Source organism: Mycetocola sp. CAN_C7 (assembly GCF_015752285.1).
Classification (GTDB): domain Bacteria; phylum Actinomycetota; class Actinomycetes; order Actinomycetales; family Microbacteriaceae; genus Mycetocola_A.
This window is the reverse complement of the sequence record NZ_JADOUY010000002.1, coordinates 411727-434734: the sequence shown is the minus strand read 5'-3', so window position 1 is coordinate 434734 and position 23008 is coordinate 411727. Positions and strand designations below refer to the sequence as shown.

The 23008-nt window shown below is 64.4% G+C and carries 19 protein-coding genes, 1 tRNA gene, 1 other RNA gene and 1 pseudogene; 12 read left to right on the top strand and 10 right to left on the bottom strand.

The window, feature by feature from the left end:
- Position 1 precedes the first annotated feature (1 nt).
- The 3 genes from IWX78_RS05715 to aceE all read right to left on the bottom strand — a co-directional run bounded on the left by IWX78_RS05715 (position 2) and on the right by aceE (position 4963).
- The gene (locus IWX78_RS05715; protein WP_196832533.1) at positions 2-916 is read right to left on the bottom strand and encodes an ACP S-malonyltransferase; all 915 of its coding nucleotides are present in this window, start codon (positions 914-916) and stop codon (positions 2-4) included.
- 102 nt (positions 917-1018) lie between these two features.
- Positions 1019-2218 carry a PucR family transcriptional regulator gene (locus IWX78_RS05710; protein ID WP_196832532.1) on the bottom strand — a complete coding sequence of 400 codons (1200 nt, stop codon included), beginning with the start codon at positions 2216-2218 and terminating at the stop codon, positions 1019-1021.
- 18 nt (positions 2219-2236) lie between these two features.
- Positions 2237-4963, bottom strand: coding sequence for a pyruvate dehydrogenase (acetyl-transferring), homodimeric type (aceE, locus tag IWX78_RS05705; protein ID WP_196832531.1), 2727 nt, complete (start codon positions 4961-4963; stop codon positions 2237-2239).
- A 236-nt stretch (positions 4964-5199) separates the two neighbouring features.
- On the opposite strand from aceE, the gene IWX78_RS05700 reads away from it, so the two are divergent.
- Positions 5200-5673, top strand: coding sequence for a peroxiredoxin (locus tag IWX78_RS05700; protein WP_196832530.1), 474 nt, complete (start codon positions 5200-5202; stop codon positions 5671-5673).
- A gap of 64 nt (positions 5674-5737) precedes the next feature.
- Positions 5738-5813 (top strand) — tRNA-Val (locus IWX78_RS05695).
- A gap of 30 nt (positions 5814-5843) precedes the next feature.
- Here the strand turns inward: IWX78_RS05695 and IWX78_RS05690 are convergent.
- Together IWX78_RS05690 and IWX78_RS05685 are read right to left on the bottom strand one after the other, a co-directional pair.
- Positions 5844-6710: a hypothetical protein gene (locus IWX78_RS05690; RefSeq protein WP_196832529.1), complete on the bottom strand. Its 867-nt coding sequence runs from the start codon at positions 6708-6710 to the stop codon at positions 5844-5846.
- A gap of 131 nt (positions 6711-6841) precedes the next feature.
- Positions 6842-7801, bottom strand: a complete 960-nt coding sequence (locus tag IWX78_RS05685; RefSeq protein WP_196832528.1) for a manganese catalase family protein — start codon at positions 7799-7801, stop codon at positions 6842-6844.
- 125 nt (positions 7802-7926) lie between these two features.
- Between IWX78_RS05685 and IWX78_RS05680 the strand changes: the two are divergent.
- The 6 genes and pseudogenes from IWX78_RS05680 to kynU form a co-directional block, all read left to right on the top strand.
- Positions 7927-8319: pseudogene (locus IWX78_RS05680) on the top strand (DUF5997 family protein); the annotation flags it as partial.
- Between the two features lie 312 nt (positions 8320-8631).
- The gene (locus IWX78_RS05675; RefSeq protein ID WP_196832526.1) at positions 8632-9408 is read left to right on the top strand and encodes a hypothetical protein; all 777 of its coding nucleotides are present in this window, start codon (positions 8632-8634) and stop codon (positions 9406-9408) included.
- A gap of 37 nt (positions 9409-9445) precedes the next feature.
- Positions 9446-10264 carry a Nif3-like dinuclear metal center hexameric protein gene (locus IWX78_RS05670; RefSeq protein WP_196832525.1) on the top strand — a complete coding sequence of 273 codons (819 nt, stop codon included), beginning with the start codon at positions 9446-9448 and terminating at the stop codon, positions 10262-10264.
- Between the two features lie 87 nt (positions 10265-10351).
- Entirely contained in the window at positions 10352-11089 is a 738-nt protein-coding gene (locus IWX78_RS05665) for a zinc ribbon domain-containing protein (protein ID WP_196832524.1), read from the top strand.
- A gap of 52 nt (positions 11090-11141) precedes the next feature.
- Positions 11142-11505: RNase P RNA component class A (rnpB, locus tag IWX78_RS05660), an RNA gene on the top strand.
- Between the two features lie 25 nt (positions 11506-11530).
- Positions 11531-12778 carry a kynureninase gene (gene kynU, locus IWX78_RS05655; protein ID WP_196832523.1) on the top strand — a complete coding sequence of 416 codons (1248 nt, stop codon included), beginning with the start codon at positions 11531-11533 and terminating at the stop codon, positions 12776-12778.
- 101 nt (positions 12779-12879) lie between these two features.
- Here kynU and ppgK read toward each other — a convergent pair whose 3' ends face one another.
- Complete coding sequence (gene ppgK / locus IWX78_RS05650) at positions 12880-13641, bottom strand: polyphosphate--glucose phosphotransferase (RefSeq protein ID WP_196832742.1); 762 nt, start codon at positions 13639-13641, stop codon at positions 12880-12882.
- Positions 13641-14525, bottom strand: a complete 885-nt coding sequence (gene map, locus IWX78_RS05645) for a type I methionyl aminopeptidase (protein WP_196832522.1) — start codon at positions 14523-14525, stop codon at positions 13641-13643. The genes ppgK and map overlap by 1 nt, the downstream gene beginning before the upstream one ends.
- Before the next feature lie 38 nt (positions 14526-14563).
- Between map and IWX78_RS05640 the strand changes: the two genes are divergently transcribed.
- Positions 14564-14752: an SPOR domain-containing protein gene (locus IWX78_RS05640; RefSeq protein WP_196832521.1), complete on the top strand. Its 189-nt coding sequence runs from the start codon at positions 14564-14566 to the stop codon at positions 14750-14752.
- 5 nt (positions 14753-14757) lie between these two features.
- Here the strand turns inward: IWX78_RS05640 and panB are convergent, their stop codons facing one another.
- Positions 14758-15588, bottom strand: coding sequence for a 3-methyl-2-oxobutanoate hydroxymethyltransferase (gene panB / locus IWX78_RS05635; protein ID WP_196832519.1), 831 nt, complete (start codon positions 15586-15588; stop codon positions 14758-14760).
- Between the two features lie 114 nt (positions 15589-15702).
- On the opposite strand from panB, the gene IWX78_RS05630 reads away from it, so the two are divergent.
- Both IWX78_RS05630 and IWX78_RS05625 read left to right on the top strand, forming a co-directional pair.
- Positions 15703-17058: a glutamine synthetase family protein gene (locus tag IWX78_RS05630; RefSeq protein WP_196832517.1), complete on the top strand. Its 1356-nt coding sequence runs from the start codon at positions 15703-15705 to the stop codon at positions 17056-17058.
- An 11-nt stretch (positions 17059-17069) separates the two neighbouring features.
- Positions 17070-20087: a bifunctional [glutamine synthetase] adenylyltransferase/[glutamine synthetase]-adenylyl-L-tyrosine phosphorylase gene (locus tag IWX78_RS05625; RefSeq protein ID WP_196832516.1), complete on the top strand. Its 3018-nt coding sequence runs from the start codon at positions 17070-17072 to the stop codon at positions 20085-20087.
- Positions 20088-20184: 97 nt separating this feature from the next.
- Here the strand turns inward: IWX78_RS05625 and glnA are convergent, their stop codons facing one another.
- Entirely contained in the window at positions 20185-21609 is a 1425-nt protein-coding gene (gene glnA, locus IWX78_RS05620; RefSeq protein ID WP_196832515.1) for a type I glutamate--ammonia ligase, read from the bottom strand.
- 137 nt (positions 21610-21746) lie between these two features.
- Here glnA and IWX78_RS05615 point away from each other — a divergent pair, with 137 nt between their 5' ends.
- Entirely contained in the window at positions 21747-22190 is a 444-nt protein-coding gene (locus IWX78_RS05615) for an RDD family protein (protein WP_196832514.1), read from the top strand.
- A gap of 89 nt (positions 22191-22279) precedes the next feature.
- On the opposite strand, the gene IWX78_RS05610 is transcribed toward IWX78_RS05615, so the two are convergent.
- Entirely contained in the window at positions 22280-22990 is a 711-nt protein-coding gene (locus tag IWX78_RS05610; protein ID WP_196832513.1) for a DUF4191 domain-containing protein, read from the bottom strand.
- Between the last annotated feature and the right edge of the window lie 18 nt (positions 22991-23008).

Genomic DNA, 23008 nt, shown 5'->3' with positions numbered 1-23008 from the left:
CTCAGGCGGCAAGCAGATCGTGTGCGGCCTGGATGTCGTCCGGGGTCTTGATCGCCACGGCTGGAGTTCCCTTGAGGCCGCGACGCGCCAGCCCGGTGAGTGCGCCGGCTGGGGCCAGTTCGATGATGCCGGTCACTCCTGCGGACTGCATCGACTCCATGGTGAGGTCCCAGCGCACAGGAGACGCGACCTGCCCGACGAGCAGGTCGACGAATCGCGCACCAGACGCAACGAGTGAGCCGTCGGCGTTCGTCCACAGCGGTCGCGCCGGATCGACGGGAGTGAGTGCCGCTGCCGCCGGAGCGAGTGCCTCTCGGGCGTGTTCCATGTAGCGGGTGTGGAACGCCCCGGCGACCTGCAGGGGGATGACTCGGGTGCCCGGCAGGGGGGCGGAACTCAAATCGGCCAGTGCGTCGAGTGCTCCGGCCACGACGATCTGCCCACCTCCGTTGAAATTCGCGGGCTGAAGGTCGAGTTCCTCGAGCCGGGCGAGAAGTGCGTCAACGTCCCCACCGAGGACCGCACTCATCCCTGTGGGAGTCGCCGCGGCAGCGGCGGCCATTTCCGTGGCCCTGGCCGCGACGAAGCGCATCGCATCGAGGTCGTCGAGGACACCGGCACCGGCGGCTGCGGTGATCTCCCCGACCGAGTGGCCGGCGATCCCGACGTCAGCGGGGATGGCGCCGGTCCGGGCGAGAGCACGAAGCGTGAGCAGGCCGGCGGCGACGATGAGCGGCTGGGCCACGCGGGTGTCGCGGATCGTGTCGGCATCCGACTCGGTGCCGTGGAGGACCAGATCGAGCCCGGCCGCTTCCGAGTACTGGTCGACCAGCGTGCGGTTGGCGGGGTCTTCGAGCCACGGGATGAGGAAGCCGGGGGTCTGGGAGCCCTGACCTGGGCAGACAAGAACGATCACGATACCAGTCTGTCAATCGCCGACCACGAGAGTGTGTTGATCATCACACAAGAATGGCAGGATCGTTTGTGCATGTCACACATAGCCACGCCGGGATGTCTCTCAGCGCCGACGCTTGACGGCATCGGGTTCCGCGATCGAACCGAGAATGAGCGCCGCCTGCAGGATCAGGGCCTCGCGTGCGCCTGTTGCATCCCAGCCGATGACATCGGACACCCGCTTGAGGCGGTAGCGAACAGTGTTCGGGTGCACGAAGAGCTCACGGGCCGTTGCTTCGAGCGAGCGGCCGTTGTCGAGGTAACACCAGAGGGTGGTGACCAGTTCGGTGGAGTGGGCGTGGAGAGGACGGTAGATCCGCTCGACCAGGGTCGTCCGGGCGAGGGCGTCGCCAGCGAGGGCCCGCTCGGGGAGGAGGTCGTCTGCCTGCACCGGCCGGGGTGCGTTCCGCCAGGCACGTGCGACGGCGAATCCGGCCAGGGCAGCGCGGGCGCTCCTGGATGCTTCAACAAGTGTGGGAACCGCGTGGCCAAGTACGAGGTGACCGGCGCCGAAACCAGGCTCGAGCTGCGTGGCGATCTCGACGAAACTGAGCGACGCCGCCGTTCCGATCTCTTCGTCGTCGACGCCGTGTGAGGTCTCGGCCCGACCGATCACCAGCACAAGCCTGCCGCCCTGAACGCCGATGAGGACATCAGCGGCCATGTGCCTCGCCGTCCGGCGGAGCTGGTCGACATCGAGCTGTGGGGGAGTGGTGCCCACAAGCACGGCGACTTCGCCGTGACCATGCCAGCCGAGCGCTGCGATCCTGCTCGGAAGTTCGTCGTCGGCCTCACCCGACAGGATCGAATCGACAACGAGGGCCTCGAGCCTGGCGTCCCACAGGCCGCGGGCCTCAGCGGCCCGCGCGTACACGTCTGCTGCGGCAAAGGCGATTTCCCGCGAGTACAGCAGGATTCCCTCACGGAGATCCTCGGCGCCGCCGTCCTTCAGCCGGGCCTCGACGACCTCGACCGTGACGCGGATCAGCTGGAGTGTTTGTTGCAGGCTGACCGATCTCAGCAACTCCCGCGGAGCCGCCCCGAAGACATCCGCCGCGATCCACGGCGTCGACTTGGGGTCGTCGAACCAGGCGATGAAGGAGGCGATGCCTGCCTGGGCGACGAGCCCGACCGCGGACCGCCGCCCTGGCGGCATTTCTGCGTACCAGGGCAGCGTGTCTTCGAGTTTCTTCAGAGTGGTCGTTGCCAGTTCGCCTGACAACCGGCGCAGCCAGGCGAGCGTCTCGCTTTTCGAACGCGGCACGAGCGGGGAACTGATGGTCTAGCTCTCACCACCGGCGTTGCCGGTGGTTCCCGCGTTGACGTCGTGCAGCTTGTACTTCTCGATTGCCTGTGCGGGCACCGACCGGTCGATCTCTCCGCGGTCGGCGAGCAGTTCGAGAGCACGGACCACCATCGACGGTCCGTCGATCTTGAAGTACCGGCGAGCGGCGGCGCGGGTATCCGAGAACCCGAAATTGTCTGCACCGAGCGTCGCGAAGTCACCAGGAACGAACTGACGGATCTGATCGGGAACTGCGTGCATGAAGTCTGAGACCGCGATGTACGGGCCATTCGCCTCCTGCAGCTTCGACGTGACGTATGCGACCTTCTTCTCAGCATCCGGGTTGAGGAAGTTGTGTTCCTCGGCCTTGATACCGTCGCGGCGCAGCTCGGTCCAGGAGGTGACGGACCAAACGTCGGCGGAAACGCCCCAGTCCTTCTCGAGCAGCTCCTGGGCTTCGAGTGCCCATGGAACGGCAACACCCGACGCGAGCAGCTGAGCCTTCGGCCCGTCGGCGGACGAGTCCTTGAGCTTGTAAATGCCCTTGATCACGCCGTCCACGTCGAGGTTCTCCGGTTCGGCCGGCTGCACGATCGGCTCGTTGTACACGGTGACGTAGTACATCACGTTGGGGTCTTCGTGCTCGCCGCCGTACATGCGCTCGAGTCCCGAGCGCATGATGTGCCCGATCTCGTAGCCGTATGCGGGGTCGTAGCTCACGGTGGCCGGGTTCGTCGACGCGAGGAGCGGCGAGTGGCCGTCGGCGTGCTGGAGACCTTCACCGGTGAGGGTGGTGCGTCCTGCGGTCGCACCGATGATGAACCCACGGGTCATCTGGTCTCCGGCGGCCCAGAAGGCGTCGCCGGTGCGCTGGTACCCGAACATCGAGTAGAACACGTAGATCGGAATGAGCGGTTCGCCCTGGGTGGAGTACGACGTTCCGACGTTGGTGAACGCCGCAGCGCCACCCGCCTCGTTGATGCCGACGTGAAGGATCTGACCCTGCGGGCTTTCCTTGTAGGCGAGAAGCAGCTCACGGTCGACCGAGGTGTAGTGCTGGCCATTCGGGTTGTAGATCTTCGCGGTCGGGAAGAACGCGTCGATTCCGAAGGTGCGAGCCTCGTCCGGGATGATCGGGACGATCCGGTTGCCGAAGTCCTTCGACCGGATGAGGTCCTTGAGCAGCCGGACGAACGCCATCGTCGTGGCGATCTCCTGCGTGCCTGAACCCTTCTTCGCGATCGCGTAGGTCGAAGCATCCGGCAGGGAGAGCTGGGTGTACTTCGAGCGGCGCTCCGGTACGTATCCGCCGAGCGCGCGACGACGCTCGTGGAGGTACTGGATTGCTTCGTCCTGGTCGCCCGGGTGGTAGTACGGCGGAAGATACGGGTTCTCTTCGAGCTGAGCGTCGGTGAACGGGATGCGCATCTCGTCACGGAAGGTCTTCAGGTTGTCGAGCGTCATCTTCTTCATCTGGTGGGTCGCGTTGCGCCCCTCGAATGACGGGCCGAGGCCGTAGCCCTTCACTGTCTTCGCCAGAATGACGGTTGGCTGCCCCTTGTGCTCGGCTGCTGCCTTGAACGCCGCGAACACCTTGCGGTAGTCGTGGCCACCGCGCTTGAGGTTCCAGATCTGCTCGTCGGTGTAGTTCTCGACCAGCTTGCGCGTGCGCTCGTCGCGACCGAAGAAGTGTTCACGGACGAACGCGCCGCTTTCGGCTTTGTAGGTCTGGTAGTCACCGTCGGGGGTGGCGTTCATCAGGTTGAGCAGGGCGCCGCTGTCGTCGCGGGAGAGAAGGTCATCCCACTCGCGGCCCCAGACGACCTTGATGACGTTCCAGCCGGCACCGCGGAAGAAGCTCTCCAGTTCCTGGATGATCTTTCCGTTGCCGCGCACAGGACCGTCGAGGCGCTGGAGGTTGCAGTTGATGATGAAGTTGAGGTTGTCCAGGCCTTCGTTGGCAGCGACCTGCAGCTGGCCGCGGCTCTCCACCTCGTCCATTTCACCGTCGCCGAGGAATGCCCAGACCTGCTGGTCCGATGCGTCCTTGATCCCGCGGTTGGTCAGGTAGCGGTTGACCTGCGCCTGGTAAATGGCGTTGATCGGACCGAGTCCCATAGAGACGGTCGGGAACTGCCAGAATTCCGGCATGAGGCGCGGGTGCGGGTACGACGAGATACCGTTCGGACCGTGGGACTTCTCCTGGCGGAATCCGTCGAGCTGTTCGGTCGACAGGCGGCCTTCGAGGAAGGCGCGGGCGTACGTGCCGGGGGAAGCGTGGCCCTGGATGAAGATCTGGTCCCCACCGCCCTCGTGGTCCTGGCCGCGGAAGAAGTGGTTGAAGCCGACCTCGTAGAGTGCAGCGGATGACGCATACGTGGAGATGTGTCCGCCGACCCCGATCCCGGGGCGCTGGCTGCGGTGCACGGTGACCGCTGCGTTCCAGCGGATCCAGGCGCGGTAGCGACGCTCGATGTCTTCGTTGCCGGGGAACTCGGGTTCGTTCTCCGGGGCGATGGTGTTGATGTAGTCCGTCGTCGGCACCATCGGAACACCGAGGTGCAGTTCACGCGAGCGCTTCAAGAGGCTCAGCATGATCTCGCGGGCACGGCCGTGACCGTGGGTCGCTACGAGCTGGTCAAGTGACTCCTGCCACTCCGCGGTCTCTTCGGGATCAGCGTCGAAGTTGTCAACCGAGTAGGGGTCCTGGTCGTTTACAGTCACCGTCGACCTTTCTGTATGGGCAGATCGTGCCTGGTTCTCACGGTGCAAATTGTCAGTGAAGGTCAGGTTTTGACCCGCGCGGGCACCACTGATCAGCCTAGCGACTTGCGCACGACTTGGGTGACATAGCGGTCGCCTTGGACCACACCGGCGGCGGGGTTAGCATGTGTAGCTGCACAATGCGGCGGTCTCCGTCGCATCCGTATCCAGGCGCTCCGCCTGAAAGGATGTACCTCATGGCTCTCGAGAATGACACTCGAGCCCCCGATTTCGTTCTACCGAACCAGTTCGGTGAGCTGGTCCAGCTGGGCAGTTTCCGCGGCAAGCGGGCCGTCGCGCTGGTCTTTTTCCCGCTGGCGTTCTCCGGGCGCTGTACGAGCGAACTGTGCGAGTTGCGCGACAACCTCGCTCTGTTCCAGGAGTCGGGAATCGAGTTGATCGGCATCTCCGTCGACTCCAAGTTCACGCTGAGGGCGTGGGCGGAGGAAGAGGGGTACGACTTCACCCTCCTCGCGGACTTCTGGCCGCACGGGCAGGTCAGCAAGGAGTACGGCGTCTTCCTGCAGGACAAGGGTTTCGCCAACCGGGCGACCTTCCTCATCGACACTGACGGCATCATCCGGGCGAGTTTCATCACAGCACCGGGGGAGGTTCGCTCGCTGGCCGCCTACCGCGCAGCGGTCGACAGCCTGCAACGGCAGCCTGCCTGATCAGCACGGTCTTTCCGCGCCGGTCAGAACCTGTGTAACATGAATTCGCTGCATCACGCAGTGAGGGCCTTTAGCTCAGCTGGTAGAGCGCCACGTTTACACCGTGGATGTCATCGGTTCGATCCCGGTAGGGCCCACCACCTATCGACTGTGAGGGGCGACGGTCGTCGCTAGAGCTTCTGCCACCCGCAGAAGAGCCTCACGGCTCCGGTATCCACCTCGCCCTGGACGAAGCCGACAAGCCCCCAACCGTCGATTGCGGTGATGTGGGATTGGTACAACTCAAAGACCCCGACCTGCTGGTCAGCGGACGTTGCGACCGGTGCCCCGTCAACCGGGGCGCTGAGGAGCGTCAGCTGTTCCCCCGGCCCATCCAGCCAGGGCGAGCCAGGGCAGATTCCGCCGTACGCGGGAATGGGGGACGTCTGAACCGGCCAGAGCGTTCCGTCCTCCGAACGATGAAGAGCGACCGTCCGTGTCAGTTCGCCGGTGCCGGGCTCCGAGCACGGCACCGTGTCGTCCGTCCCCGTCAGTCTCAAGAACTCATGCACCACAAACCCGCCATCAGCCGCAGTGACGGACTCCACGAATCTCCCGCAACGGGACTGCTGGGCGATCGGGAACTCGATCTGACGGATGCCGACGCCATCGTCGTCCCCACTGTCGTACCAGAGATACCAGACCGTGTCTGATCCGTTGCCATCCAGTCGACTGATCGGCACGATGGCATCCGTGCGTCCATCCGAGTCCGCATCGCCGAAGACGGGATCGCCGACTTCGTACTGGAACACATCGACCGTCGACGCACCGTCGACGAGTGAAACGTCGATCGGAAGGTCGCTCCCGCCTGAGGAGAACCTCCAGTCGGTGGTTCCGAAGTCGAAATCTTCGATTGTCGTTTCCACCGGAGGGGGAGTCGAGACGTCGTCGACACCCTCTTCATCTGCGCCGCTTGATGCCGGGGTCGTAGCAGCGCACCCGGCCAGGCCGATCGAGGCGGCGACGATCAACGCAAACGACGTCGTTCTGCGGATCATGAAGCCCCCAGGATATGTACGGATGCTCACGTTACCGCGAAGCGCAGTTCGACCGCCAGCGTCCGGCACGGATGCACAAAGCCGATTCGACGCATCAGGCGGTTGGCGCATCGAATCGGCTTTGGCTCCGGCTACTTTTTACTGGCGACCGGACCGAACATCGCGTCGATCTCCTGCAACTCGAGATCTGCTGTCGCCTGGATGAGCTTCAGCAACTCGGGGTCCAGCCCCGGCGCAAACTCCTCGAAGCGCTCAGGCGCGATGGTGATCGGAACCCCGACGGGTGCCTGCTCGCTCGCATCCAGCTGCGTACCGTCGTTCGATGGTGACATCCCGCGGAAGATCTTGCCCGCCTCGGACTGCCCGGCGAGGTCGAAACTGTACTGCTTGCTCTGCAGCCCCAGGTCAAGGAGCTTCTTCACCTCGGGGAACTTCTCTGCGTTGGTCTTCGGTATCGGCAGCAGGGTATTCCAGTTCACTCCGAGGCTCTCGAGGGCCTTGGCGTATGCATTCTCGTGGGCCTGATCACGCACGATGAGATAGGAGAGGGTGGAGCGCGCCGTCTTGTTGTCGGTCATTTCGTAGATTCGGCACTTCTGCAGCCTCCCGGTCGACTCGAGCATGAGGTTGTACAGCAGGTCGAGGACAAGGTTTCCCGAGTTGTAGACGTAACTGCCGAGCCACGGGTTCCCCGCTGCATCCACAGGCAATGCTCCCTGCGCTCCGACGAGATAGTGGTGGATGTTGCTGGTGTCGAGGGCGATGCTCAGCGGTGTCGCTCCTCCTGCACCCGGTTTGTCCAGCGGATCGGTGGGCTTGCCCTGGTAGCGCGGCGACCCGTCGAGGAGGCGTGAGATCGTCGTTCCGATGAGTTCGACGTGGCTGATCTCTTCGGTACCGACGCCCTGGATGAGGTCCCGGTACGGTTTCGCGGCCGCTCCGCGGAAGTTCATGCTCTGGAAGAGGTATTGCATCATGGTGCGCATCTCGCCGAACTGTCCGCCGAGCCCCTCCTGCAACGCGTTCGCCGCTGCGGGATCCGGTTCGTCCTGTGTGATCTCATGAATGAGCTGTTGCACGTGGAAATACATCGAAATCCTCCCGAGGTGATGTCAGGCGAACGGTCGCCGCCCTTTTCTCGAGCCTCCGGCACCAGCTGGTTTTGCGGGAGGCACTGGACCGGGACCTGACGCAGGTCTAGACTCGCCCGCCGGTCGGGCTGTGTGACCTACGATGGGAGCACATGATTACTCGACGAGAAGCTGCCCTGCGCCTGGATATTCCGCTGGAGATGGCGGTGCGTCACGGCATTCCGTCGCGGCTCACCGACGCGGATGTCACGCATCTCGACGAGAATCCGCCCGCGTGGCTCGTCCAGTCGCGGGCGAACCGCACCGGCAAGAAAAAGGTGTGGGTGGAGCTCACCTGCGACATCTGCGGCTTCAGCGAAGCGGTCCGCCCCAAGAAGTGGTGGCCTGAGTTCGCCTATCTCTCGTGTGAACACCACGGGTCCGACGAACTGCCCGCACTGTTACCTGGACACATCCGTTCCGAGGTCGATGGAATTGGGAGTCGCTTCATCGGGATCGTGGACGAGAAGCCGTCCTGAACTCGCTCGAAATTCGAGTAGACACACGGGTTACACAGGTTCGGTGGAGGGGTCTCCCAGCGGCGTCATGAAGACTGGGCGCTTCAGCCGCCTGTGCACACCCGATTTCGCACAGGCGAACAGCGAGCCAACAGAGCCGCTGCACGACCGACACCGCCCGTCACCCCACACAGCCGCTGAGTGAGCGCCGGCCCCGCCCGCGCACCTCACGATGGTGGAGGACGCTCCCGCCGGAAGCAAAACCACGGAGCGCCTCGCCGAGGCTCTGTTCCCGCCTGCGCTGAAGGCAGAGGAACGCAACCCCGGAGATACATGCTCACGTCAAGACACACCATCACCCGCTCGACGAAAATTGCGGCCGCTGTTGCCGCGGCCGGCATCCTTGTCGCCGGACTGTTCACCGCTCAGGCCAACGCCGTTCACGCGGAGACCGGCGCACAACTCTCCGAGACGCTGACCGGCATCAACGGCACGCTGTCTGAGAAGACCGGCGCCATCACCGAGGCGCACGCTGACCAGCTCGCAGAAAGCACCATCGCCGAGGCGAATGCTGTCGTTGCTGCGACGAAGGAGAAGGTCGACACCACTCCGCTGTCGGCATCCGTTGCCTCCCTCGCCGACTACCGCACGCTCGAACCCGAAACGGTGGTCGTGCTCGCGTCGTACACCGGAGCCAAGGCCGAGAAGATCACTGCCGAAGCGGCAGAAGCAGACCGGATCGCCGCGGTGAAAGCCGCCGAGCGGGCTGCAGCCGCTGCCGAGAAGCTCCGCGCAGGCAACACGCCGGACGGCGCGCGTGCGACAGCCGCGTCGCTGGCATCGTCTGGTTATGGCTGGGGCTCCGGCGAGTTCTCCTGCCTCAATCAGCTGTGGCAGAAGGAATCCGGCTGGTCGTACACCGCATACAACGCATCGAGCGGTGCAACGGGTATCCCGCAGGCTCTTCCTGGCAGCAAGATGGCCACAGCCGGTTCGGACTGGAAGACCAACGCCGCAACGCAGATCGCCTGGGGGCTCGACTACATCGACCGTGTCTATGGCAGCCCCTGCTCGGCCTGGTCCCACTCGCAGGCCGTGAACTGGTACTGAACCGACCCGGGTTTCCCACGCTCGATAGGCTGAGCGGATGTCGTACACACTCTCTGACGTCTGCTCAGCCGTCGAACGTCTCTGGCCGATGTCTGGCTCGGAGTCGTGGGACGCGTCCGGTCTGATCGCCGGGCATCCAGACGACGCTGTGACACGTGTGCTCCTTGCCGTGGACGCTGTCGACCTGGTCGTTCGCGAAGCTCTCGAGACTGGCGCAGACCTGCTTCTCGTTCACCACCCGTTGCTGCTTCGCGGGGTGACGAGCGTTGCTGCCGACCACTACAAGGGTGCGGTGCTCACCGCGCTCATCCGGGCTCGCTGTGCGCTGCTTGCTGCGCACACGAACGCCGATGTGGTCGACGAAGGGACGTCTGGCGTGTTCGCGGAGCTCCTTGACCTCACCGATGTCGAGCCGCTCGTTCCGGCGGCAGACGGCACCACCGGACTCGGACGCGTCGGTGTTCTCGAGCAGCCCACCACGCTCGGGCATCTCGCCCACCGGCTGGCGTCGATCCTGCCAGCAACGGCGACCGGCATCCGGGTCTCTGGGGATTACGATCGTGTGATCGAGCGCATCGCGCTATGTGGCGGTGCCGGGGATTCGCTGCTCGGCTCGCCTGCCGTGCACTCCGCCGACGTCTACATCACAAGCGATCTGCGCCATCACCCGGCGTCCGAAGCGATCGAGCAGTTCCGCACAGGCGGCGGACCTGCACTGATCGACGTCTCGCACTGGGCAAGCGAGTGGCTCTGGCTGGATCGCGCGGCCTCACAGCTCGGCGAGGCGTTGCCCGGCCTCGATATCCGGGTCAGTGACCTGCGCACCGACCCCTGGGAGTTCGTCGTCACGCAGTAGCCGGTGCCCGACGGGTTCGAACCCAGTAATCTGGCAGAAGACGAACCAGCCATCCCGGAACCATCGCGCCACTCAGAGAGATCTCACGTGAAATCCAGCCACGCAGAGCAGAAGAAACTGCTCGACCTGCAGAACATCGACTCAGGACTGGCCCGTGTCGCACACCGCGAACGCAGTCTGCCTGAGATCGCTGAGCACATCCAGGTGTCGGGGGAGCGGACCGCTCTCAGCGCGCGACTTGCGGCCGAAAGCGGTGTGCTCGAAGACGCGAAGACGGAACTCGGTCGTCTGGAGTCGGATGCGGCTGTTGTCGATGCCCGGATCGCTCGCGACACTGATCGGGTCACCCACTCCTCGTCGGTGAAGGATGTCACAGCGCTCGAGAGCGAACTCGAATCACTGTATCGCCGCAAGAACAACCTCGAAGACATGGAACTCGTTGTGATGGAGCGGGTCGAGCAGGCCGAATCCCAGCTCGCGTCGACGCAGCTTCTTGACGACGAACTGCAGGCGAAACTGGCGGATGTGGCCGAGCGACGATCCACAGCGCTCGACGCTCTCGCTCAGGAACGCGCGCATCTGTCTGCCGAACGCGGACTCCTGGAGGACTCCGTCGCGACGGACCTGCTCGCGCTGTACGAAAAACTCAGGACACGCGGGGGAACGGGCGCAGCGCTTTTCCGCGCCGGAACCTGTGGAGCCTGCACAATCACGCTGACCGGAAACGAACTGCAGAAGGTTCGTGCGGCCGAAATCGATGAGGTTCTGCAGTGCCCTGAGTGCTCGGCCATCATGGTGCGCACGGAGGAATCCGGGCTCTGGTGACGCCGTCGCAGCGAAGCCCGCTGCCGGCTGCCCGGTAAGCTCGTCCTGTGAATGGGTCGGCAAGACGGCCGCGTCGCCAGGAATGGTGCCGAGGAACGTCCGGGCTCCACAGAGCAGGGCGGTGGGTAACACCCACCCGGGGTAACCCGCGAGACAGTGCAACAGAAAACAGACCGCCCGGCGCGCAAGCGTCAGGTAAGGGTGAAACGGTGGTGTAAGAGACCACCAGCGGCCGGGGTGACCCGGCCGGCTCGGTAAACCTCGCCCGGAGCAAGGTCAGACAGAGGACTATGGGGCTGCTCGTCCCGTCCTCGGGTAGACCGCTGGAAGGCTGCGGTAACGCAGTCTCGAGAGAGATGGTCGTCCAGGGTGCGCAAGCGCCTGAACAGAACCCGGCGTATCAGCCGGCCCATTCACCCCGCTGACCTGACGGATGCCATCATGAACCGAGAATCCTGCGTCGCGGCCGACCGCCGCGACCCCCTGTCGGCGTTCCGTGCCGAGTTCGTGCTGCCGGAGGGCATCCTGTATTTCGACGGCAACTCGCTGGGGCCTCGACCGGTGAGATCCCTCGAGCGGGCAAGATCCGTCGTCGCGGACGAGTGGGGATCCGGTCTGATCCGGAGCTGGAATGACGCCGACTGGTTCACACTGCCTTCCCGCCTCGGCGACAAGGTGTCGCGGCTGATCGGTGCAGCCGATGGCGAGACAGTCGTCACCGACACGACCACACTCAATATCTTCAAGACGTTGGCCGCCGCCATCCGCATCCAGGACGTGCGCGACCCGTCGAGGCGCGTTCTCCTGTCTGAACGCGACAACTTCCCCACCGACCTGTACATCGCTGAGGGATTGATCGAGTTCATCGACCGTGGCTATGAACTGCGGCTGGTCGACGGACCGGACGACCTCGCCGGGGCGCTCGGTCCCGACGTCGCCGTTGTCCTGCTCTCGCACGTGAACTATCGCACCGGGGCGATGTTCGACCTGGCCGCATCGACCAGCGTCATCCACGAGGCAGGCTCCCTTGTCGTCTGGGACCTCGCACACTCCGCCGGAGCGGTCCCGCTCGATCTCACAGGAGCGGATGCCGATTTCGCCGTGGGCTGCACCTACAAGTACCTCAACGGAGGCCCGGGGTCTCCTGCCTTCCTCTGGGTGAACCCCCGCCATCACGACGACTTCCGGCAGCCGCTCTCCGGATGGTGGGGCCACGCCAGGCCGTTCGCGATGGAACCGTCTTTCGAGCCCCACGTCGGCATCCAGCGGTTCCTCTGCGGCACACAACCGGTGGTGTCGATGTCGCTCGCGGAGTGCGGGCTCGACATCGCGCTTCGCGCTGATCCACTGGTCATCCGGCACAAGTCGATCGAACTCAGCAACCTCTTCATCGCGCTTGTCGAGGAACGGTGTGGTTCGCATCCGCTGACGTTGATCACGCCACGGGACCCGGCGGCACGGGGCAGCCACGTGAGCTTCCGGCACCCGGAGGGGTACGCGGTGATGCAGGCCCTCATCGCGCACGGGGTGATCGGCGACTACCGCGAGCCCGAAGTGCTGCGGTTCGGCATCACGCCTCTCTACCTCGGCTACACCGACGTCTGGGACGCGGTGGAGATCCTGCGTGACCTGCTCGACACCGGCGCATGGGACCGGCCCGAGTTTTACGCCAGAACGGCGGTCACCTAGCCGTCCAGATCATCGCTTCGCGCGAGTGCCGCACGTCCATTCGAGTGCCGCTGTTGCAACTGCAGCACTCGAATGGAACTGCAGCATCCGTACCCGGCAGCTCAGCTGAGCGGCGGAATGGTGCGGACGGCGAGAGCAGCGGCCCCGAGGATGCCGGCATTGTTGCGGTGCACAGCGGGAACGATCGGTGCGTTCAGCGTGAGCAGCGGCAGGAAGTGCTCGTGCTGTTTCGACACGCCTCCTCCGACGACGAAGAGGTCAGGGGACAGGTAGACCTCGAGCGCGCTGTAGAACTTCTGGAGCCGTTTGGCCCACTGCGTCCACGACAGGTCCTCGCGTTCACGAGCAGCGTTCGACGCGCGTGTCTCGATGTCGTGCCCATCGATCTCGAGGTGTCCGAATTCGGCATTCGGAACCAGCACACCGTTGTGAAGGATGGCGGTGCCGATGCCGGTGCCGAGTGTGGTCATGATCGCGACCCCGTCGATACCGCGGGCGGCTCCGAACGACGCTTCGGCGTACCCGGCTGCATCGGCGTCGTTGGCAAACGTGATGTTGCGCCCGAGCGCCTCTTCGAACATCTTCTCGGCGTGCAGGCCGATCCATTTCTTCGAGATGTTCGCTGCAGACAGCGTGACGCCATGCTTGACCACGGCAGGGAAGCAGACGCCGACCGGAGCATCCGGGTCGTGAACCTGCAACTGGGTGACGAGCTCGACTGTCGTGGCGAGGATGCCGTCGGGCGTTCCGCCGGCAGGGGTCGGGATCTTGATGCGATCGGTCAGCAGCTCACCGGTGGCGAGATCGACAAGCGCCCCTTTGATGCCCGTGCCGCCGATGTCGATCCCTACCGCTGTTCCCATCATGCTGTCACCTTAGAGGAGGGCAGGGTGAGGATGTCGGCACCGCGCTCGGTGACGACGAGGGTGTGCTCGAACTGAGCGGTGACGCTCTTGTCCTTCGTGGTGACGGTCCAGTCGTCTGGCCACATGTCCCATTCGTGCGTGCCAAGCGTGAGCATGGGCTCGATGGTGAACACCATGCCGACCTCCATCACGGTGTCGTACTGCGGAGCCGAATCGTAATGAGGAATGATCAGGCCCGAGTGGAACGCTTCGCCGACCCCGTGCCCGGTGAAGTCCCGGACGACGCCGTACCCGAACCGTTTGGCGTACGACTCGATCGCGCGTCCGATGACGTTGACCTGGCGACCGGGAGCGACAGCCTTGATACCCCGGCGGAGCGACTCTTCGGTGCGTTCAACGAGCAGACGGACGTCATCGGTGGGTGTTCCCGCGAGAAAGGTCCTGTTGCTGTCGCCGTGCATGCCGTCGACGAACGCCGTGATGTCGATGTTCACGATGTCTCCGTCCTCGAGCACGGTGTCGTCAGGGATGCCGTGACAGACCACCTCGTTGACGGAGCTGCAGAGTGACTTCGGATATCCGCGGTAGCCGAGCGTCGACGGGTATGCGCCGTTCTCGACGAGGAAGCGGTGGCCGATCTCATCGAGTTCGTCTGTCGTCACGCCTGCTCGCACGTTCTCACCGACCAGGGAGATGGCGTCTGCTGCGATCCTCCCGGCCAGGCGGATGCGCTCGACGGCGTCGGGCGAATACACGTCGGAACCGGTGAACGGGCGGGGTGCCCGCCGGCCGACATACTCCGGGCGAGGGATGCCAGGAGGCACGTTTCTGGGAGCGGAGACGGCTCCGGCGATCAGGTGTCCGTGAGGGTCCTTGGGCATAGGATCAAGCCTAAGCCACCTCAGCGAAGGGCACTCTCATGACAGAAGATCCGTCGAAGCAGTACTGGTACAACCTGAAAACCGGGCAGGTCGAACACGGCTACGAGTCACCGTCTGCCGACCGGGCAGGGCCGTTCGCCACGGCCGACGAGGCAGCTCGAGCTCCCCAGGTCCTCCGCGAACGCAGCGCGAAATGGGCAGAAGAGGAAGCAGCGGAAGACCGCTGACCCCACTAGCTGTAGCTGTGCTCTTCTCCGGGGTACACACCGTCGGCGACTTCGGAGCGGAACGTCGTGACGGCATCCGTCAGCGCTCCACGCAGGTCGGCGTACTTCTTGACGAACGACGGGATGCGTCCGGTCGTGAGACCGGCGAAGTCGGTCCAGACGAGCAACTGTCCTGAGACGTCAGGGCCGGCACCGACCCCGATGGTGGGGATATCGAGTTCGGCCGTGACCCTGGCCGCAGCCTCGGCTGGAACCATTTCGAGGACGACAGCGAATGCTCCAGCATCCTGCACCGCCCGCGCGTCGCGGAGCAACTGCTCCACTGCCTGGCCGCGGCCCTGGATGATGTGACCGCCGAGACCGTGTTCGCTCTGCGGAGTGAACCCGATGTGACCCATCACCGGGATGCCGGCGGAAACGATGCGACGGATCTGTTCGTGGCTGCGTTCACCACCTTCGAGCTTCACCGCCTGGCTTCCGGTCTCCTTCATGAACCGGAACGCCGTCTTCAACGCGTCTTCCGGGCCGTTCTCGTACGACCCGAACGGCATGTCGGCGATGACAAGTGCGCGCTGTGCCGCCCCTGCGACGGCGCGGGTCAACGGGATGAGTTCGTCGACGGTCACCGGAAGCGTCGTATCGAACCCCAGCACGGTGTTGCCGGCGGAATCACCGACGAGAAGGAAATCAATACCGGCCTCGTCGAAAATCGTCGCAGTGAGCATGTCGTAGCTCGTGAGGCCGGTGATCTTGATGCCCTGTTCCTTCGCCCTCTGGAAGTGGCGGATCCGGACGCGGGCCGGGCTGGACGCTGCGGGCTTCGATGGCTCAGACATGGCGCAAGTCTAGCGATCAGCCGAACGCGAAGATCGGCACGGCAGCCCACGCGACGAGCGTGAAACGGATAGCCTGTAACCGCAGCAGCGAGACGGACTTTTCGAGGGGATCAGATGGATAAGCAGCGCGACTTCGTTCTTCGTACGATCGAGGAACGGGGAGTCAAGTTCGTCCGCCTCTGGTTCACCGATGTCGTCGGCACCCTCAAGTCCGTTGCGATCGCCCCTGCAGAGGTCGAAGGCGCATTCGCCGAAGGCCTGGGCTTCGACGGTTCAGCGATCGAAGGTCTCAGCAGGTCCTATGAATCCGACCTGCTGGCGGTCCCTGACCCGACGACGTTCCAGTTGCTGCCCTGGCGCGGTGAGATCGATCCGACCGCGCGCATGTTCTGCGACATCACGACGCCTGACGGGTTACCGGCTCTGTCAGATCCGCGCAACGTTCTCAAACGCACACTGGCGAAGGCCGCCGATCACGGATTCACCTTCTACACCCACCCCGAGATCGAGTTCTACCTGCTGAAATCGGCTCAGATCGGCCCGGAGGGCCCGATTCCCGTCGACTCCGCCGGCTACTTCGACAACGTTCCAGGCGGCACCGCCCACGACTTCCGTCGCCGGTCGGTCCGCATGCTCGAAGACCTCGGAATCTCCGTGGAGTTCAGTCACCACGAAGCCGGGCCCGGCCAGAACGAGATCGACCTTCGCTACGCGGACGCGCTGACCACCGCAGATAACATCATGACCTTCCGCACCGTGATCAAAGAGGTGGCGATCGAGCAGGGCGTCTACGCGACGTTCATGCCGAAGCCGCTCTCCGACAAACCGGGTTCCGGCATGCACACCCACATGTCGCTCTTCGAGGGCGACGCGAATGCGTTCTACGAGGCCGGCGCGCAGTACCAGCTCTCGAAGATCGGTCGTCAGTTCATCGCCGGCCTGCTCCAGCACGCACCGGAGATCACGGCGGTCACCAACCAGTTCGTCAACTCGTACAAGCGGCTCTGGGGCACGGTCGGCAACAACGGCCTGGCCGAGGCGCCGAGTTTTGTCACCTGGGGCCACAACAACCGGTCAGCATTGGTGCGTGTGCCGCTGTACAAGCCCAACAAGGGTGGAAGTGCGCGGGTCGAATACCGCGCGATCGACTCGGCGGCGAACCCGTACCTGGCTTACTCGCTGCTCCTCGCTGCAGGGCTCAAGGGCATCGAGGAAGGTTACGAGCTGCCACCCGAGGCCGAAGACAACGTCTGGAGTCTCAGCGACTCGGAGCGCCGTGCGCTCGGCTACTCGGCACTGCCTGCCAGCCTCGATCACGCCATCCAGTTGATGGAGGAATCGGAACTCGTCGCCGAGACTCTCGGGGAGCAGGTGTTCAACTACGTCCTGCTCAACAAGCGTCAGGAGTGGCAGGAGTACCGGGCCCAGGTGACTCCGTTCGAACTCTCCAAGAACATCGAGATCCTCTAGAACGTTCCAGGATGCGACGCGACCAGGCCACCCTCACCGAACTCGCACGACTCGGCTTCGCTTCGCTCAGCGGTGTCCGTGCACAGCTCGACGAGCTCTACGATGCTGTGCCGTTCGAGGCGGACGCCGTGCTGCCCGTGTTCTCGAGGGCGGCCGACCCTGACCAGGCGCTCAGCCGTCTGGTCGATCTGGCTCGGTCGCACCCGGGCACCGTGGGGGAAGCGCTGAACTCAGAGGACGACGCACTCCGCCTGATTCGCCTGCTCGGTGCATCCGCCGGACTCGCTGACTTCTTCCACCGTCACCCGGCAGAGGTCGCGTTCGTGACCGGGTGGTCCGACGGCCTGCCGGGCCGCGACGAGCTCGTTGCCGACCTGCTCGATGCCGTCGGTGCCGAGCACGGTGTCGCGGAGTGCATCGACAGCGAGGCGTACACCCGGCTGCGGGTCCGCTACCGACGGTGGCTCGCCCGGATCGCTTCGTACGATCTCAGCGCACCTGACCCGCGCGATGTGCTCGATGACGTCGCGCGCGCGCTGTCGGATGTCGCCGCTGCAGCGCTGGAAGCAGCGATCGCTGTCGCGAGGGCCGAGGTGAGCGTCGCAGGCTCAGGTCCGGGACAGTTCCAGCCCGACGAGGTGAAAGCGACCCGGTTCGCCGTGATCGGTATGGGCAAGGCCGGTGCCGGTGAACTCAACTACGTCAGCGACGTCGACGTCATCTTCGTGGCCGAGGGCGACGAAGCATCCGGGCTGACGAACGCGCGCGCCGTCGACGTCGCCACCAGGCTCGCGGTCGTGTCGATGCGGGTCATCAGCCAGCCGGACATCGAACCGGAACTGTGGGAGGTCGATCCCAACCTCCGCCCCGAAGGCAAACAGGGTGCGCTCGTTCGTACCCTCGAGTCACACCTCGCCTATTACGATCGCTGGGCCAAGAGCTGGGAGTTCCAGGCTCTGCTCAAGGCCCGGGCCTTCGCCGGTGACCTCGAGCTGGGCCAACGGTACGTCGACGCCGTATCACCTCTCGTGTGGTCGAGCGCAGGACGGGAGAACTTCGTCGAATCCGTGCAGCGGATGCGTGAAAGAGTCACCGAGAACATTCCGACGAACGAGGTGCATTTCCAGCTCAAACTCGGTCCTGGGGGACTGCGTGACGTCGAGTTCACCGTGCAGCTCCTGCAACTCGTCCACGGTTCCGCCGACGCTGAGGTACGGAAACGGGGCACAATTCATGCGCTGAACGCGCTCTCCGACCACGGGTACATCGGCAGGGAGGAAGCGGCGGAGTTCGCGGGCGACTACCGTCTGCTCCGGGTTCTCGAACACCGGCTGCAGCTGACCCGTCTCCGCCGGACCCACCTCATGCCTCAGGACCCCGATGCATTGCGGGTGCTCGCACGGGCTTCGACGTTCGCGCCGAACGGCGAGGCACTCGTCACCCTGTGGGAAAAGACCAAGCACGAGGTCAGAGGGCTCCACGAGCGCTTGTTCTACCGGCCGCTGCTCTCGGCTGTCGCCGGTCTCCCTGAGGAAGAGGTCCTGCTCAGCCCCGCCCAGGCCGGCGCCCGCCTCGCCGCCATCGGCTTCCGTGACCCGCAGGGCGCGCTCACCCACATCGGAGCGTTGACGTCGGGGGTCTCTCGACGCGCGATCATCCAGCGCAACCTCCTGCCCGTGATGTTGCGCTGGCTCGCCGACGGAGCCGACCCCGATTATGGTCTCCTCGCCTTCCGCCGGTTGAGCGAATCTCTCGGTGGGACCCACTGGTTCCTGAGGATGCTCCGCGACTCATCCGGTGTGGCCGAGAAGCTCACCCGCGTGCTGAGCGGGTCGCGCTTCATCGGCGAACTCCTCGACCAGATCCCCGAGGCCGCGGCCTGGCTTGAACACGACAGCGAGTTGACGCCCCGTTCGCTCGATGCCCTGACCGAGGAGATCTCCTCGATCCTCGGCCGCCACGAATCCGACGAGCCCGCTGCGACGGCCATCCGCCGGCTGAGGCGTCGGGAGATCCTCCGACTCGCCCTGGGTTCGGTGACGGGCACACTGGCCCTCTCGGACCTGGCCGGGGGGCTCACCGACGTCACCACCGCAACGATCGACGGCATCCTGCGGACGATCCGTCGCGCTGACGGCCTCGGCCCGGATGCCCTGGAATTCGCGGTGATCGGAATGGGACGCTACGGCGGTGCCGAGCTCGGCTTCGGGTCTGACGCCGACCTCATGTATGTCTACCGAGCGACGGCGCTGGAGCCGGAAAAGACCCATCTCGCCGCAAACCGGATCATCTCCGAACTGAACAGGCTCAGCGAGGACCACCGACTCCCGCTCGACCTCGATGTAGGACTTCGCCCTGAGGGAAAGAACGGGCCGGTCGCCCGCTCACTCGACTCCTACCGGGCGTACTACTCACGCTGGTCGCTGACCTGGGAAGCGCAGGCTCTGCTGCGTGCCAGGGGAGTCGCAGGCGACGCCCGGCTGTGGGCCGACTTCGAGGCGATGGCCGACGGCATCCGGTATCCCGCCGAGATCACCGAGAACGCGGTCCGCGAGGTGAAGCGCATCAAGGCGCGCGTCGAGAACGAGAGACTCCCGCAGGGTGCAGACCCGTCCAGGCACGTCAAACTCGGCAGGGGATCGCTCAGCGACGTCGAGTGGTTCGTGCAACTGCTTCAACTCGAGCACGCAGGCGAGATCGGCGGCCTGAGGACGACGAGCACGCTCGGTGCTCTCGCCGTCGCCACCGAAACGGGGCTGGTCGAACCAGATACCGCCGATCGATTGCGTGCTGCGTGGATCTTCGCGTCGCGCCTGAGGTCGGCCATGACGCTGTGGCTCAACAAGACCACCGATGTTCTCCCCAGCGACCGGATGCAGCTCGACGGCATCGCCCGGGTGCTCGAGTATCCGCCCGGATCAGCTGCGCAGCTCGAGGAGGACTACCTCCAGGTCACGAGGCGAGCACGCAGCGTCTTCGAGAAGGCGTTCTACGGGGCGCAGACCCGTCCTGACCCGACACCGCGCTGAATCCACGCACCGCTGGCGCGGCCGAGCCGCTGGCCGTTTCAACGACGCCGGGCCGCCCACCTCGAAAGGTGGACGGCCCGGTGTGGAATCGGTCGAATCAGACGCCGTAATAGAGCTCGAACTCGAACGGGTGCGGGCGCTGGGCCAGCGGCTTGATCTCGTGTTCGCGCTTGAAGTCGATCCAGGTCTCGATGAGCTCACGCGTGAACACGTTGCCCTGGAGCAGGAACTCGTGGTCGGCTTCGAGTGCCTGAAGTGCACCCTCAAGCGACGACGGAACCTGGGGGATGCTCTTGGCTTCCTCCGGGGGCAGCTCGTAGAGGTCCTTGTCGACCGGCTCGTGCGGCTCGATACGGTTCTTGATTCCGTCGAGACCGGCCATCAGCTGAGCGGCGAATGCGAGGTACGGGTTACCGGATGCGTCAGGCGCACGGAACTCGATGCGCTTGGCCTTGGGGTTCGTTCCCGTGATCGGGATACGGATCGAGGCCGAACGGTTACCAGCCGAGTACACCAGGTTGACCGGGGCTTCGAAACCGGGAACCAGACGGTGGTAGCTGTTGACGGTGGGGTTCGTGAAGGCGAGAACAGCGGGGGCGTGCTTGAGCAGGCCACCGATGTACCAGCGGGCGACGTCGGACAGTCCGCCATAACCCGCCTCGTCGTAGAACAATGGTGTGCTGCCGTTCCAGAGCGACTGGTGGGTGTGCATACCCGAACCGTTGTCTCCGAAGAGAGGTTTCGGCATGAACGTCGCGGTCTTGCCCCACTGCTGGGCCGTGTTCTTCACGATGTACTTGAACTTGAGGATGTCGTCTGCCGAGTGCACCATCGTGTCGAAGCGGTAGTTGATCTCGCCCTGTCCTGCAGTGCCGACCTCGTGGTGGCTGCGTTCGAGGATGAGACCGGCGTCGATGAGCTTGAGGCAGATGTCGTCGCGCAGGTCGGCGTGCTGGTCGACCGGGCTGACCGGGAAGTAGCCGCCCTTGTACGGGGTCTTGTTGGCGAGGTTTCCGCCGGGCTCTTCGCGGCCGGAGTTCCAGGCGCCTTCGCTGGAGTCGACCGAGTAGGAGCTCGAGTGCTGGTTGATCTCGTAGCGCACGTCGTCGAATATGTAGAACTCTGCCTCCGGGGCGAAGTAGGCCGTGTCGGCGATGCCGGTCGATGCGAGGTACTTCTCAGCCTTCTTGGCGACCTGACGCGGGTCCTTGGAGTAGATCTCGCCGTTGCGCGGGTTGTAGATGTCGAAGACGACGATGAGGGTCCGCTCGATGCGGAACGGGTCGATGTACGCCGTCGTCACATCGGGGATGAGCTGCATGTCCGACTCGTGGATGCTCGCGAATCCCCGGATGGACGAGCCGTCGAACAGCTGGCCGACGGTGAAGAATTCCTCGTCGACGGTCGATGCCGGGATGTTGAAGTGCTGCTGCACACCAGGGAGATCGGTGAAGCGGATGTCGACAAACTTGACATCCGTATCCTTGATGAACTTGAGCACCTCGGAAGAATCGCTGAACATATGGAGAACTCCAAAAGGGTTGGTACCGAGAAGGATGCAACGTGCAACCTCTTGAGAGGGTAATGACAGGGGATTACCCCGGGGTCACACCCATGTTTCTGGCATGTTACACGTCCGGCGGCACGTAGGATCTGACTGTGACGAGTGTTCCGAATTCCCCTCCGCAATCCGGTGGGCTCACTCCGAGTCGATATCCGGGCGAGCGACTCGGTCTTCCTGAGCACGGGCCTCGCAGCATCGGCCGCGCTGGCCGGCGACTTCTGGCTCTCGCCATCGACTGGACTTCTGCTCTCCTCATCGTCGCGGCGTTCTTCCCTGGTGCGACCGGCATCGGCAATGGTTGGGCCAACAGCCTGGTCTTCGCTGCCCTTCAGATTCTCTTTCTCATCACGACAGGCGCGAGTGTCGGCCATCGCATCGTCGGGCTGCGAGTGGTTCCGCTCGGTGGCGGATACGTCGGTCTCTGGCGGCCCGTCGTCCGCAGCCTGTTGCTCGTCGTGATCCTTCCTGCCCTGGTCTGGGATTCTGACCAGCGCGGCTTCCACGACAAGATCGCCGGTACCGTTCTCATCCGCGTGTGATGTCTGGTCCGTGCGCTGATACCCGGCAGTGAAGACAGAAACCCGCCAGGACATCGAGGTCCTGGCGGGTTTCTGTCTCTGCAGTCCGACTAGCGTGCGCGCTGGGGGCGCACCTTGAACGGGTCGACGCCCTTCGGGATCGGAAGCGATCCGGCGCTGAGCGAGGCCAGGCGGTTCACGACGGCGAGTACCTCAGGCTTCGTGAGGGTCTTTTTCACGGACCGGAATGATTTGGTGAGCTTGTACAGCGGAACAGAGGCTTCGTCCGGGCCGACATAGAAGATGGTGACGGGAACGTTGGGGACGATCCGGTTCACCTTGCGCTTCTCTTCTTCGACGAGGCGGGTCGAACGTGACCGGGGACCTTCTCCGACGAGAACGACGCCACCCCGCCCCACGGCACGGTAGACGGCATCCTGGGTCTTCGCGTTGGCGTTGACGGGCATCTCGCTGCCCTGCCAGCCACGAGGGAGTGAACTGCGGAATACCGCGCCGACTGCTCCCGGCTGGCCGGCGATCTGACCGTATGCCGCTCGCTCGGCGCGACGGCCGAGGATGATCATGGCGGCGAGCACGCCCGCGAGAACACCGGCGATGATCCAAAGGACCAGACCGAAAACGTTGCCACCGGTGAGGAACAGGGCGGCGAGGACGCCGAGCGCGATGGGACCGAGGAATCCGAGAAGCATCCACCAGACAACGCTCTTGTCGTAGCGGCGGGTCATCTGGAACACCTGCCCCATTTGCTTCAGCCGACCGGGTTCCTTCGCAGCCTTGACGGGCTTTTCTTTGCGTGCCATGACATAAGGATACCGGCA